We start from the raw sequence: 12,701 nt of genomic DNA, 5'->3' as shown, positions 1-12,701 counted from the left end.
TAATCTACTTTCGGCGCGCACCGCGCCATTAGAGGAAGCTTTCCGTGGAAGCACTGCACAAGAAAATTCGCGAAGAAGGCATCGTGCTTTCCGATCAGGTACTCAAGGTCGACGCCTTTCTGAACCACCAGATCGACCCGGCACTGATGAAACTGATCGGCGACGAATTCGCCGCACTGTTCAAGGATTCGGGCATCACCAAGATCGTCACCATCGAAGCCTCGGGCATCGCCCCGGCGATCATGACCGGCCTGAACCTGGGCGTACCGGTGATCTTTGCACGCAAGCAGCAATCCCTGACCCTCACGGAAAACCTGCTGTCGGCGACGGTGTATTCCTTCACCAAGAAGGTCGAAAGCACCGTGGCGATTTCCCCTCGCCACCTGACCAGCAGCGACCGCGTGCTGGTCATTGATGACTTCCTGGCCAATGGCAAGGCGTCCCAGGCGCTGATCTCGATCATCAAGCAGGCCGGCGCGACCGTTGCCGGTTTGGGGATCGTGATCGAGAAGTCGTTCCAGGGCGGCCGTGCGGAGTTGGACGCGCAGGGATACCGAGTGGAATCCCTGGCACGGGTGAAATCGTTGGAAGGCGGCGTAGTGACCTTCATCGAATAATCACGCCTGGCGGTATTTTTGTAGTGAGCGAGCTTGCCTCGCGCGGGGCAAGTCCGCTCACCACAAAAGCCCGGCGCTGCTGGCTAATTCGCGGTGGCCTGCAGGCCAGCGAGCAACAGCCGCTGATACAAATCTTCTTTCAGCCCATCGGGCTTGTTCAATCCCATGCGTTCCAGATGCTTGGGAAACGCCTCCGGCTCCGGCGCGTCCAACGCTGCCTTGCCCAACTCCAGAATCTCCGTGAGCTTGAATTTGCTCTTGAGCCAGTTCAGCGCCCGCAGCAAATCCCGCTCCTCGTCCGTGAAATCGCTGCCCAGCGGATACTCCGGGAACAGTCGACGATGACGCGCTTGAATCGCCTGTAACCGTTCCGGCGTGTTATCGGCAAAGCGTGGATCCAGCTTGAAATCCTTGGGCAACTTGCCGGCCTTCTGCGCCTGTTCGATCAAATCATCCTGGAACCGTGAGTCAGTGATATTGAGCAACGCCTCGATCACCTTGGCATCCGTCTGCCCACGCAAATCGGCAATGCCATACTCGGTGATGACAATGTCCCGCAGGTGCCGAGGAATCGTGCAGTGGCCGTATTCCCACACAATGTTGGAACTGACCTCCCCCGCCGACTCGCGCCAACTGCGCAAGATCAGGATCGACCGCGCACCCTCCAACGCATGGCCCTGGGCTACGAAGTTGTATTGCCCGCCCACACCGCTGAGCACGCGGCCGTCGTCCAGTTGGTCGGCGACACCCGCGCCGAGCAGCGTCACCATGATCGCGCTGTTGATAAACCGCGCGTCCAGGCGCTGCAGGCGCTTGAGCTCTTCCTGGCCATACAGCTCGTTGATGTAGCTGATGCGGGTCATGTTGAATTCGAGGCGCTTGGCGTGAGTCATCTCCTGCAGGCGCTGGTAAAAACTGCTCGGGCCCAGGAAGAATCCGCCGTGGATCGAGATACCGTCGGGCTGCGCGGCATCGTCGAGCGTACCGGCGTTAGCCTGTTCCTGCGTGACCACATCCGGGTAGACCTTGCGGCGGATAATCCCCGCGTCTGCCAGTACCAGCAGGCCGTTGACGAACATTTCGCTGCAACCGTAGAGGCCACGGGCGAAGGGGTCGACGCCGCCTTCTCGGCTGATCAATGGCGCCCATTGGTACACATCGAGGTCTGTCAGCAGCAGTCGATAGGATTCATTGTCCGCCTGGCGGGCCAACAGCGCGGCCGTCAGCGCATCACCCATGGAGCCGATGCCGATCTGCAAAGTGCCGCCGTCGCGCACAAGGGTGCTGGCATGCAGGCCGATAAAGTGGTCCTGGAAACCCACCGGCATATTCGGCGTGGAGAACAACGTGGTGCTGTCTTTTTCATCGATCAGGTAATCGAAAGCATCCATGCCCAATTCAGCGTCCCCGGGCATATAGGGCAAGTCGCTGTGAACCTGGCCGACCACCAGAATGGTTTCGCCAGCCTCACGACGCTTGGCAATCATGGGCAACAGGTCAAGGGTGATATCCGGGTTGCAGCTCAGGCTCAGGCGATCAGGATGATCGGCGCTGCTGGCGACCAGCTGCGCCACCAGGTTCAGGCCAGCGGCGTTGATGTCGCGCGCGGCATGGCTGTAATTGCTGCTGACATAGTCCTGCTGGGCCGACTCGCTGTGGAGCAAGCTGCCGGGCTGCATGAAAAATTGCTGGACGTGGATATTTTTCGGAAGGTTGTCCTTGTGCAGGGCGGCGAGGAAATCCAGCTCGGGATAGTCGCCAAACACCCGCTCGATAAAGGGCTCGAGAAAGCGTTTCTGCAAGCCATCGCCCAGCGTTGGCCGGCCCAGGCTCAAGGCGGTATAGATCGTCAGCGACCGCTCCGGCAGTTTGGCGATGCGCCGGTACAGCGCGTTGGCAAACAGGTTCGGCTTGCCCAGGCCAAGCGGCATGCCCATGTGGATATGCGCCGGCAACCGTTCCAGTACATCGTCAACTGCTTGCTCGATTGAACACAACTGCACCATCCGACCCTCCTGAACATTCCATGATTAGGGGTTGGACCGAGCTTGCCGGGTCTTTGCTGCAAAGAACAGCTCTGAAACATAAATCGCCGGCACAAAAAAGCCGCTCGTAAGCGGCTTTTTGGCGAAGATCGGTTTATTTCAACCCGGACATCTTCTGGATCGCACCTTTGAGGTCGTCATCCGAGCAATCGGCGCAGGTGCCTTTTGGCGGCATGGCATTGATGCCCGTAATCGCCTTGGCCAGGATGCCATCCAGGCCGCCTTGATGGTCGGCGCGTTCTTTCCAGGCAGCGGTGTCGCCGATTTTTGGCGCACCTAATAGGCCGGTGCCGTGGCAAGCGTTGCAATGCTTGGCGATGATCTCATCCGGCGTCTTCGCCGCGCCGCCGCCTGCGGCTACCGCCACTTCCATCCCCTTGCATTCCTGGCCCTGGACGCAGACTTGGCCGACAGGCTCCAGACGCTTGGCAATGTCATCATTGGTCGCAGCTTGAGCGCTGACAGCCCATAGGGCCAGTACGGTTGCTGGTGCAGCCAGCATTTTCATAATTAGGTTCACGCGTTCACCCTCAATGGTGGCTATTCACGCCTGCGGCCACGGTTTCGCAGGCGGCGAAAGTATAACGGTTAGCCCGCCTGGCCGAAACAACCCTATTAAATAAAGGGAGATTCGGCTTCACGGAATACTGCCTGGGTGTCTCTGCAACGCTGGCAGGACGCCTCTTTTCTTAAAAGTTCGCGGGTGTGGCTGCGCTGATTAGTCGCGCCGGCACGTCGAACGGGTTGCGAAAACGATGAGGCTTGGTGCTTTCAAAGTAGTAGCTATCGCCCGCTTCGAGCACAAAAGTTTCAAGACCGACCACCAACTCCAGGCGACCTTCCACCAGAATCCCGGTTTCTTCGCCTTCGTGGGTGAGCATTTCTTCGCCCGTGTCGGCGCCCGGCGGGTAGATCTCGTTGAGAAACGCAATCGCCCGGCTGGGGTGCGCGCGACCCACCAGTTTCATGGTGACGGCACCGTCAGAGATATCGATAAGCTCATTGGCTTTATAGACGATCTGCGTCGGTATTTCCTGGAGGATCTCCTCGGAAAAGAACTCGACCATGGACATGGGGATGCCGCCCAGCACCTTGCGCAAGGAGCTGATCGAGGGGCTGACGCTGTTTTTTTCGATCATCGAAATGGTGCTGTTGGTGACACCCGCGCGCTTGGCGAGCTCGCGCTGGGAAAGACCCTTCAGTTTACGGATGGATTGCAGTCGTTCGCCGACGTCCAATGCAGGAGCCTCCTAGGATTCAGGCTTTGTTGTAATTGAGCGTTATCATGGCGACAGCGTTCAGTATTTACAACACTTGGGCCTAAATCCCAGGCGCTTGCGTTCGTACCGGGCGGTCAAGCCCCGGAATAGAGCCTTGGCACGCGGCGCAGGTTGCAGAACAGCTGGTAGGGAATGGTCTCGGCAGCGACCGCGATGTCACTGGCCAGGATGTTTTTGCCCCACAGCTCTACCGTGGAACCGAGGCCCGCCTGCGGCACGTCCGTCAGGTCGATGCACAGCATGTCCATGGACACACGCCCCAGCAACTGGCTGCGTTGCCCCGCCACCAGCACTGGCGTGCCGGTCGGTGCGTGGCGCGGGTAACCATCGGCGTAGCCCATGGCAACCACGCCGATACGCATCGGTTTTGGCGTAATGAACTTGGCGCCATAACCCACCGGCTCACCGGCCGGCAGTTCACGTACGCAGATAACCTTGGACTCCAGGGTCATCACCGGCTGCAAACGCGCGGCCACGCTCTGGTCTTCGCCGAAGGGCGTGGCCCCGTAGAGCATGATGCCAGGACGGACCCAATCGCTGGACACACCTGGCCAGCCCATCACTGACGGTGAATTGCGCAGGCTGACCTCGGCTGATAAGCCCTGGCGCGCCGCTTCAAATACCGCCACCTGCTCATCACTGCGCACGCAATCGAGTTCATCGGCGCGGGCGAAGTGGCTCATCAGCACAATCTTGGCCACTTTGCCGCTGGCCAGCAGGCGCTGGTACGCCTCGTGATAATCCTTGGGATGCAGGCCAACGCGATGCATGCCTGAGTCAAGCTTGAGCCAAATTGTCAGCGGCTTGCTCAACCTGGCTTGCTCAATCGCATCCAACTGCCACAGCGAATGCACCACGCACCAGAAATCATGCTCGATGATCAGCGGCAGCTCGTCAGCCTCGAAAAAGCCTTCCAGCAGCAGCACTGGCGCGCGAATTCCGGCAGCGCGCAGTTCCAGTGCCTCCTCGATGCAGGCCACTGCAAACCCGTCCGCCTCGGCTTCCAGCGCCTGGGCCACGCGCACGGCGCCGTGGCCGTAGGCATCGGCCTTGACCACGGCAAGGGCCTTGGCCCCCGTGACTTCACGGGCCAATTGGTAATTGTGGCGCAGGGCTTGGAGATCGATCAGGGCACGGGCAGGACGCATGGCGGCAGGCTTCTAGGCGGCAAGTGAAGAAAAAACCGGCACCGACCAACCGCTTCGGCACCGGGAGAGGGATCGTTGTTAAGGCAGGGCCGCCACGACGGACAGCTCTACCAGAATTTGCGGCTCGCACAGCTTGGCTTCAACCGTGGCACGGGCCGGGGCAACGCCTTTTGGCAGCCACTTGTCCCACACCGCGTTCATGCCGGCGAAATCCGCGTCGATGTCTTTCAGGTAGATCGTCACCGACAGCAGCTTGGTCTTGTCAGTGCCGGCCAGGTCCAGCAAACGCTCGATATTGGCCAGGGTTTCACGGGTCTGCTGTTCAATCCCGGCGCTCATGTCGTCGCCGACTTGCCCGGCCAGATACACGGTACCGCTGTGGACAACGATCTGGCTCATGCGCTCATTGGTGAGCTGGCGCTGGATTGACATGTTTTGCGGACTCCTGGTGGTTGCCATAACGGGAAATATCGAGGCCTTCGGCACTGATCTGCGGCGTTTTCTTCGCCATCAGGTCGGCCAGCAAACGACCGGAGCCACACGCCATGGTCCAACCGAGGGTGCCGTGGCCGGTATTCAGGAACAGGTTCTTGAACGGAGTGGCACCGACAATCGGCGTGCCATCGGGTGTGGTCGGACGCAAGCCGGTCCAGAAGCTGGCTTCGTTCAAATCGCCACCCTGAGGATAAAGGTCGTTGACGATCATCTCCAGGGTTTCGCGCCGGCGCGGGTTCAGCGACAGGTCAAAACCGGCTATTTCAGCCATGCCACCCACGCGGATGCGGTTATCGAAACGGGTGATCGCGACCTTATAGGTCTCGTCGAGAATGGTCGAAGTCGGCGCCATGGCCGGGTTGGTGATCGGTACGGTCAGCGAGTAACCCTTGAGCGGGTACACCGGCGCCTTGATCCCCAGCGGCTTGAGCAATTTCGGCGAATAACTGCCCAGGGCCAGCACGTAGCGGTCGGCGGTTTCCAGCTTGCCGTCGATCCACACGCCGTTGATGCGGTCACCGGCATAGTCAAGGCGTTGGATGTCCTGCTCGAAGCGGAACTCCACGCCCAATTGCGTGCACATGTCGGCCAGGCGGGTGGTGAACATCTGGCAGTCGCCCGTCTGGTCGTTGGGTAGGCGCAGGGCACCGGCAAGTATATCGGTGACGCTGGCCAGGGCCGGCTCGACGCGGGCAATGCCAGCGCGGTCGAGCAGTTCGAACGGCACGCCGGACTCTTTCAGCACGGCGATGTCCTTCGCGGCACCATCCAGCTGCGCCTGGGTGCGGAACAACTGCGTGGTCCCGAGGCTGCGGCCTTCGTAGGCAATGCCGGTCTCGGCGCGCAGTTCGTCGAGGCAGTCGCGGCTGTACTCGGACAGGCGCACCATGCGCTCCTTATTCACTGCATAGCGGCTGGCGGTGCAGTTGCGCAGCATCTGCGCCATCCACAGGTATTGGTCGATATCGGCGGTGGCCTTGATCGCCAGCGGCGCGTGGCGTTGCAGCAGCCACTTGATGGCCTTGAGCGGCACGCCTGGTGCGGCCCATGGCGAGGCGTAGCCTGGGGACACCTGGCCGGCGTTGGCGAAACTGGTTTCCATGGCAGCAGCAGGCTGACGGTCGACTACGACGACTTCAAAGCCGGCCCGAGCCAAATAGTAGGCACTGGTCACACCAATGACGCCGCTACCCAAGACCAGAACGCGCATTTTTTTATCCTCATCGCGGGCATGGCCGCTGACGTGTGTTATTCGAGCAATGATGAGCGCAGTGTAAAAAACAATTGCCAGTGCATTTCACTATATAACTGCCTATATTTGGCGACAATTCTCGGCAAAAACCCTTTTCACAGAGGCGTATCCCCTATGCGTACCAACACCCAGACCAAGCGGGAGCTGGACAAGATCGACCGCAACATCCTGCGCATCCTGCAAACCGACGGGCGTATTTCGTTCACGGAGCTGGGGGAGAAGGTTGGGCTGTCGACCACGCCGTGCACCGAACGGGTCCGTCGGCTTGAGCGTGAAGGGATCATCATGGGCTACAACGCGCGGCTCAATCCCCAGCATTTGAAGGGCAGTTTGCTGGTATTTGTCGAGATCAGCCTCGATTACAAATCCGGGGACACCTTTGAGGAATTCCGCCGCGCCGTGCTGAAACTGCCCCATGTGCTGGAGTGCCACTTGGTGTCAGGCGACTTCGATTACCTGGTAAAGGCACGGATTTCCGAGATGGCGTCGTACCGCAAACTGTTGGGGGATATCCTGCTCAAGCTGCCCCATGTACGGGAGTCCAAGAGCTATATCGTGATGGAAGAGGTGAAGGAGAGCCTTAACCTGCCGATTCCGGACTGAAGAGGGCTAAACCAAAACCTGCCGCGTGCTCGCCATGTACTCATGGATCTGCTTCTCCACTCGCGGATGAATCAGCTCCACCGGGCGCCGCCCATTCGGGCACGGCAAGGCCTTGGTGGTGCCAAACAGCCGGCAGATCAACGGTCGCTCGTCGTACACCGTGCAGCCGTTGGGGCCCAGGTGCACACAGTTCAGCTCATCCATGGCCGCGTCTTGCTCGGCGGCGGTCTTGCGCGGCAGACGCGACATTTCCTCGGGCGACGTGGTCACCGGCCCACAGCAGTCGTGGCAACCGGGGACGCACTCGAACGAAGGAATCTGCCGACGCAGCGCGCTGATTTTCTGACTGTTGCAACTCATCGAAACACATACCGAACGGCGAATAGGTGTGGATTCTGCCGCAAAACGTCCTGCGCAGACAGCTTCATCCGACCACTGTATCCTGCGTCAAATTTTCCAAACAGGGATGCTCCCCATGACTGCCAGCGCCCGGCACACCCCGTCCTATTACGCCGCCAGCAGCGTGCCGCAACCCGATTATCCGGTGCTGATCGGCGAAGTGACGGCCGATGTCTGCGTGGTGGGCGGCGGTTTTTCCGGGCTGAACACGGCGCTTGAGCTGGCCCAGCAAGGTTTCAGCGTGGTGTTGCTGGAAGCGCGCAAGATCGCCTGGGGCGCCAGCGGACGCAACGGCGGCCAGCTGATCCGTGGCGTCGGCCATGGCCTGGACCAGTTCGCCAATGTGATCGGCACCGATGGTGTGCGCCAGATGAAGCTGATGGGACTGGAAGCCGTGGAGATTGTGCGCGAACGCGTCGAGCGCTATCAGATTCCCTGCGACCTGACCTGGGGTTACTGCGACCTCGCCAACAAGCCTCGCGACCTGCAAGGCCTGGCCGAAGACGCCGAAGAGCTGCGTGGCCTGGGTTATCGCCACGAAGTACGCCTGTTGCAAGCCAACGAGATGAGCAGCGTAATCGGTTCGGACCGCTACGTGGGCGGCATGATCGACATGGGTTCCGGCCACCTGCACCCGCTGAACCTGGCCCTTGGCGAAGCCGCCGCCGCGCAGCAATTGGGCGTGAAGCTGTTCGAGCAGTCTGAAGTCACCCGTATCGACTACGGTCCCGAAGTCAACGTGCACACCCCCCAAGGCAACGTACGCGCCAAGACCCTGGTACTGGCCTGCAATGCCTACCTCAATGGCCTCAACCCACACTTGAGCGGCAAAGTACTGCCCGCCGGCAGCTACATCATCGCCACGGAGCCGTTGAGCCAAGCCCAGGCCGCCAACCTGCTACCGCAGAACATGGCGGTGTGCGACCAGCGTGTCACGGTGGATTACTTCCGACTGTCCGCCGACCGCCGCCTGCTGTTCGGCGGTGCCTGCCACTACTCCGGTCGCGACCCCAAGGACATCGGCGCCTATATGCGTCCGAAAATGCTCAAGGTGTTCCCGCAATTGGCCGACGTGAAAATCGATTACCAATGGGGCGGCATGATCGGCATCGGTGCCAACCGCTTGCCGCAGATTGGCCGCTTGGCCGACCAACCCAATGTGTATTACGCCCAGGCCTACGCCGGCCATGGCCTTAACGCCACCCACCTGGCGGGCAAGTTGCTGGCCGAAGCCATCAGTGGCCAGCAACAGGGGCGCTTCGACCTGTTCGCCCAAGTGCCGCACATCACCTTCCCCGGCGGCAAGCACCTGCGCTCGCCGCTGCTGGCGCTGGGGATGCTCTGGCACCGGCTCAAAGAACTGGTGTGATCAATCGCGCCAGAAGGGTTTGAGGCCTTCCTGGCGCGCCTGTTCGGCGGTCAGCCCCACATCGCGCAACTGCTCGCGGGTCAAATGCAGTAACGCCTTGCGCGTGTGGCGACGGCGCCAGAACAAGCTCCAGCGGCTGATATCACGCGGCGCCGTCGCACGCGCTTGTTCTGCCTCCAATTCCAGACTGTGTAGCGTCAGCCGCACATCGCTTAGACCGTTCATTTTGCTGCCCCTCATTTACCGTGTTGCCTTGAGTGACAAGCATGGGCGGGCGGCCGAAACCATTACAGATTCAACCCATCTTTATTAAATCCATACAGATACTGCCCAGGACGGGCTGAATCCTGTATTTTCCGGCTATCTGTACTGGTCTCCTGGGAGCGAGCGCCATGACTCTTTACGTGAATCTCGCCGAATTGCTGGGCACGCGCATCGAACAGGGCTTCTATCGCCCAGGTGATCGCTTGCCGTCTGTACGGGCCTTGAGCGTGGAACACGGGGTCAGCCTGAGCACCGTGCAGCAGGCCTACCGCTTGCTTGAAGACAACGGCCTGGCGATGCCCAAGCCAAAATCCGGGTACTTCGTGCCGGTCGGACGCGAGTTGCCGGCCCTGCCCGAAGTCGGCCGCCCGGCCCAACGACCGGTAGAGATATCCCAGTGGGACCTGGTGCTGGAATTGATACGCGCAGTGCCGCGCAAGGATGTCATACAGATGGGTCGCGGCATGCCAGATGTATTGTCGCCCACCCTCAAGCCGCTGCTACGCAGCCTGGCCCGCGTGAGTCGCCGCCAGGACCTGCCAGGCCTGTATTACGACAATATCCTCGGCTGTATGGAATTGCGCGAGCAGATCGCCCGCCTGTGCTTGGATTCCGGTTGCCAACTGACGGCCGAGGACATCGTGATCACCACCGGCTGCCATGAGGCGCTGTCCGCCAGCATCCATGCCATTTGTGAGCCGGGCGATATCGTCGCGGTGGACTCGCCGAGCTTTCACGGCGCCATGCAGACACTCAAGGGCCTGGGGATGAAAGCCCTGGAAATTCCCACCGACCCCATCACCGGCATCAGCCTCGAAGCCTTGGAACTGGCGCTTGAACAGTGGCCGATCAAGGTCATCCAGCTCACACCCAACTGCAACAACCCCCTGGGCTACATCATGCCGGAGGCCCGCAAGCGCGCGCTGCTGACCCTGGCCCAGCGCTTTGACGTGGCGATCATCGAGGACGATGTGTATGGCGAACTGGCCTACAGCTACCCGCGCCCGCGCACCATTAAGTCGTTCGACGAAGACGGCCGTGTATTGCTGTGCAGCTCGTTTTCCAAAACCCTGGCACCCGGATTGCGCATCGGCTGGGTGGCGCCCGGTCGCTACCTGGAACGGGTGCTGCACATGAAATACATCAGCACCGGCTCTACCGCCACGCAGCCGCAGATCGCGATTGCCGAATTCCTCAAGGGTGGCCACTTCGAACCCCATTTGCGGCGGATGCGCACGCAATACCAGCGCAATCGCGACTTGATGCTCGATTGGGTCAGCCGCTACTTCCCGGCAGGCACCCGCGCCAGCCGGCCCCAGGGCAGTTTCATGCTGTGGGTCGAGCTGCCTGAGGGCTTCGATACACTCAAGCTCAACCGCGTCCTGATTGAGCAAGGTGTGCAGGTAGCGGTAGGCAGCATCTTTTCTGCATCGGGCAAATACCGGAACTGCCTGCGCATGAACTACGCTGCCAAGCCAACCGCACAGATTGAAGAAGCCGTGCGCAAGGTCGGGGCCGCCGCAATCAAGATGCTCGCAGAGACCGCCGACTGACCTTTCGCGGGAAATTGCCGTCATATGCCGACAACCGCCCTGATCTGGAAGCAACTCCCTTGATGATTCAACGGCTATTACCGTTTTTCCTGTTGGGAGCCCTGACCCTGGGTGGCTGCGCCAGCGTGAGCACGCCGCGCGTCCCCAGTGACGCCCTGCCCGCCGCACAGTCATCGTTCGGGCGCTCTATCCAGGCCCAGGCCGCGCCATATCAGGGGCGCTCGGGCTTTCGCCTGTTACCCAACAGCAGCGAAGCGTTCATGGCCCGCGCCGAATTGATCCGCAACGCCCAGACCAGCCTCGACCTGCAGTACTACATCGTGCATGACGGCATCAGCACCCGCATGCTCGTGGACGAACTGCTCAAGGCTGCCGACCGTGGCGTGCGGGTGCGCATCCTGCTGGATGACACCACCAGCGACGGCCTCGACCAGATCATTGCCACCCTCGCCGCCCATCCCAAGATCGAGATCCGCCTGTTCAACCCTTTGCACCTGGGCCGCAGCACAGGCGTCACGCGGGCCATGGGGCGGTTGTTCAACCTCTCGCTGCAACATCGGCGCATGCACAACAAGCTGTGGCTGGCGGACAACAGCGTGGCCATCGTCGGAGGGCGCAACCTGGGGGATGAGTATTTCGACGCCGAGCCCAACCTGAACTTCACCGACATCGACATGCTTAGCGTGGGGCCGGTGGCGGAGCAACTGGGCCACAGTTTCGACCAATACTGGAACAGTGCCCTCAGCAAGCCCATCGACGACTTCGTTTCAAACACCCCATCCAAAGGCGACCTGGCCGCTGCCCGCGTACGCCTGGAAGCGTCGCTGGCCGAGTCGCGCCAGCAGAACCACGCGCTGTACAACCGCTTGCGCACCTACCAGACCCAACCGCGCATGGACACCTGGCGCCGCGAACTGATCTGGGCCTGGAACCAGGCGCTGTGGGATGCGCCGAGCAAGGTACTGGCCAAGGCCGATCCGGACCCTCGCCTGCTGCTCACCACCCAGCTCGCGCCGGAACTGGAAGGGGTCAATCACGAGCTGATGATGATCTCGGCCTACTTCGTGCCGGGGCAACCGGGGCTGCTGTACCTGACCGGGCGCGCCGATGCAGGCGTGTCGGTCAGCTTGCTGACCAATTCCCTGGAGGCAACCGACGTGCCTGCCGTGCACGGCGGTTATGCGCCCTATCGCAAGGCGCTGCTGGAGCACGGAGTGAAACTCTATGAATTGCGCCGCCAACCGGGCGACCCCAGCGCTGGCAGCGGACCGCACCTGTTCCGGCGCGGCACCTTCCGTGGCTCGGACTCCAGCCTGCACAGCAAGGCGATGATCTTTGATCGGGAAAAGTCGTTTATCGGCTCGTTCAACTTCGACCCACGCTCGGTGCTGTGGAACACCGAAGTGGGTGTGCTGGTCGACAGCCCGGAGCTGGCGGAGCACGTGCGCAACCTGGCCCTGCAAGGCATGGCGCCGGCCTTGAGCTATGAGGCGAAGTTGCAGGATGGCCAGGTGGTATGGGTGACGGAGGACAACGGCCAATTGCACACCCTGACCCGCGAGCCGGGCAGTTGGTGGCGACGGTTCAATGCCTGGTTCGCCACCTCCGTCGGCCTGGAACGCATGCTCTAAAAACGACACAGAGCAACTGTAGGAGCCGGCTTGCCGGCGATGGCG

The 12,701-nt window shown here is 61.0% G+C and carries 13 protein-coding genes; 5 read left to right on the top strand and 8 right to left on the bottom strand.

Annotation, left to right across the window (positions count from 1 at the left end; translation table 11 throughout):
* Positions 1-44: 44 nt before the first annotated feature.
* Positions 45-617 carry a xanthine phosphoribosyltransferase gene (locus KHP07_RS10625; RefSeq protein ID WP_025856334.1) on the top strand — a complete coding sequence of 191 codons (573 nt, stop codon included), beginning with the start codon at positions 45-47 and terminating at the stop codon, positions 615-617.
* An 83-nt stretch (positions 618-700) separates the two neighbouring features.
* Here the strand turns inward: KHP07_RS10625 and KHP07_RS10620 are convergent, their stop codons facing one another.
* The 6 genes from KHP07_RS10620 to dadA all read right to left on the bottom strand — a co-directional run bounded on the left by KHP07_RS10620 (position 701) and on the right by dadA (position 6,795).
* Positions 701-2,623, bottom strand: a complete 1,923-nt coding sequence (locus tag KHP07_RS10620; RefSeq protein ID WP_214497169.1) for an acetyl-CoA hydrolase/transferase C-terminal domain-containing protein — start codon at positions 2,621-2,623, stop codon at positions 701-703.
* A gap of 133 nt (positions 2,624-2,756) precedes the next feature.
* Entirely contained in the window at positions 2,757-3,170 is a 414-nt protein-coding gene (locus tag KHP07_RS10615; protein WP_078050722.1) for a c-type cytochrome, read from the bottom strand.
* A 181-nt stretch (positions 3,171-3,351) separates the two neighbouring features.
* Positions 3,352-3,900: a cupin domain-containing protein gene (locus KHP07_RS10610; protein WP_003176893.1), complete on the bottom strand. Its 549-nt coding sequence runs from the start codon at positions 3,898-3,900 to the stop codon at positions 3,352-3,354.
* A gap of 116 nt (positions 3,901-4,016) precedes the next feature.
* Positions 4,017-5,090 (bottom strand): alanine racemase, encoded by a 1,074-nt coding sequence (gene alr, locus KHP07_RS10605; RefSeq protein ID WP_099493211.1) that lies wholly within the window; start codon positions 5,088-5,090, stop codon positions 4,017-4,019.
* Positions 5,091-5,168: 78 nt separating this feature from the next.
* A complete protein-coding gene (locus KHP07_RS10600; RefSeq protein WP_078050724.1) occupies positions 5,169-5,522 on the bottom strand; it encodes a RidA family protein in 354 nt (117 codons plus the stop codon).
* A complete protein-coding gene (gene dadA / locus KHP07_RS10595; protein WP_078050725.1) occupies positions 5,494-6,795 on the bottom strand; it encodes a D-amino acid dehydrogenase in 1,302 nt (433 codons plus the stop codon). Before dadA ends, KHP07_RS10600 begins: the two co-directional genes overlap by 29 nt.
* A gap of 156 nt (positions 6,796-6,951) precedes the next feature.
* Here dadA and KHP07_RS10590 point away from each other — a divergent pair, with 156 nt between their 5' ends.
* On the top strand, positions 6,952-7,440 hold the full coding sequence (locus tag KHP07_RS10590; RefSeq protein ID WP_003176896.1) for an Lrp/AsnC ligand binding domain-containing protein: 489 nt from the start codon (positions 6,952-6,954) through the stop codon (positions 7,438-7,440).
* 6 nt (positions 7,441-7,446) lie between these two features.
* On the opposite strand, the gene KHP07_RS10585 is transcribed toward KHP07_RS10590, so the two are convergent.
* Positions 7,447-7,800 (bottom strand): YkgJ family cysteine cluster protein, encoded by a 354-nt coding sequence (locus KHP07_RS10585; protein ID WP_028618464.1) that lies wholly within the window; start codon positions 7,798-7,800, stop codon positions 7,447-7,449.
* Positions 7,801-7,915: 115 nt separating this feature from the next.
* Between KHP07_RS10585 and KHP07_RS10580 the strand changes: the two genes are divergently transcribed.
* Complete coding sequence (locus KHP07_RS10580) at positions 7,916-9,208, top strand: NAD(P)/FAD-dependent oxidoreductase (protein ID WP_078050726.1); 1,293 nt, start codon at positions 7,916-7,918, stop codon at positions 9,206-9,208.
* Here the strand turns inward: KHP07_RS10580 and KHP07_RS10575 are convergent, their stop codons facing one another.
* Positions 9,209-9,433, bottom strand: coding sequence for a DUF1127 domain-containing protein (locus tag KHP07_RS10575; protein ID WP_100491886.1), 225 nt, complete (start codon positions 9,431-9,433; stop codon positions 9,209-9,211).
* 167 nt (positions 9,434-9,600) lie between these two features.
* On the opposite strand from KHP07_RS10575, the gene KHP07_RS10570 reads away from it, so the two are divergent.
* Positions 9,601-11,025 carry an aminotransferase-like domain-containing protein gene (locus KHP07_RS10570; protein ID WP_214497168.1) on the top strand — a complete coding sequence of 475 codons (1,425 nt, stop codon included), beginning with the start codon at positions 9,601-9,603 and terminating at the stop codon, positions 11,023-11,025.
* A gap of 62 nt (positions 11,026-11,087) precedes the next feature.
* Positions 11,088-12,656 carry a phospholipase D family protein gene (locus tag KHP07_RS10565; protein ID WP_078050729.1) on the top strand — a complete coding sequence of 523 codons (1,569 nt, stop codon included), beginning with the start codon at positions 11,088-11,090 and terminating at the stop codon, positions 12,654-12,656.
* Positions 12,657-12,701 lie beyond the last annotated feature (45 nt).

It is taken from the genome of Pseudomonas sp. VS40, assembly GCF_018587885.1.
GTDB lineage: Bacteria > Pseudomonadota > Gammaproteobacteria > Pseudomonadales > Pseudomonadaceae > Aquipseudomonas > Aquipseudomonas pergaminensis.
This window is presented reverse-complemented; position numbering and strand designations above follow the sequence as displayed.

What these genes read in the sequence shown, in the direction of transcription:
- alr (WP_099493211.1), bottom strand. Translation starts at nt 5,090, where the DNA reads ATGCGTCCTGCCCGTGCCCTGATCGATCTCCAAGCCCTGCGCCACAAT.
- KHP07_RS10620 (WP_214497169.1), bottom strand. Translation starts at nt 2,623, where the DNA reads ATGGTGCAGTTGTGTTCAATCGAGCAAGCAGTTGACGATGTACTGGAA.
- KHP07_RS10590 (WP_003176896.1), top strand. Translation starts at nt 6,952, where the DNA reads ATGCGTACCAACACCCAGACCAAGCGGGAGCTGGACAAGATCGACCGC.
- dadA (WP_078050725.1), bottom strand. Translation starts at nt 6,795, where the DNA reads ATGCGCGTTCTGGTCTTGGGTAGCGGCGTCATTGGTGTGACCAGTGCC.
- KHP07_RS10570 (WP_214497168.1), top strand. Translation starts at nt 9,601, where the DNA reads ATGACTCTTTACGTGAATCTCGCCGAATTGCTGGGCACGCGCATCGAA.
- KHP07_RS10565 (WP_078050729.1), top strand. Translation starts at nt 11,088, where the DNA reads ATGATTCAACGGCTATTACCGTTTTTCCTGTTGGGAGCCCTGACCCTG.
- KHP07_RS10600 (WP_078050724.1), bottom strand. Translation starts at nt 5,522, where the DNA reads ATGTCAATCCAGCGCCAGCTCACCAATGAGCGCATGAGCCAGATCGTT.
- KHP07_RS10615 (WP_078050722.1), bottom strand. Translation starts at nt 3,170, where the DNA reads ATGAAAATGCTGGCTGCACCAGCAACCGTACTGGCCCTATGGGCTGTC.
- KHP07_RS10585 (WP_028618464.1), bottom strand. Translation starts at nt 7,800, where the DNA reads ATGAGTTGCAACAGTCAGAAAATCAGCGCGCTGCGTCGGCAGATTCCT.
- KHP07_RS10575 (WP_100491886.1), bottom strand. Translation starts at nt 9,433, where the DNA reads ATGAACGGTCTAAGCGATGTGCGGCTGACGCTACACAGTCTGGAATTG.
- KHP07_RS10580 (WP_078050726.1), top strand. Translation starts at nt 7,916, where the DNA reads ATGACTGCCAGCGCCCGGCACACCCCGTCCTATTACGCCGCCAGCAGC.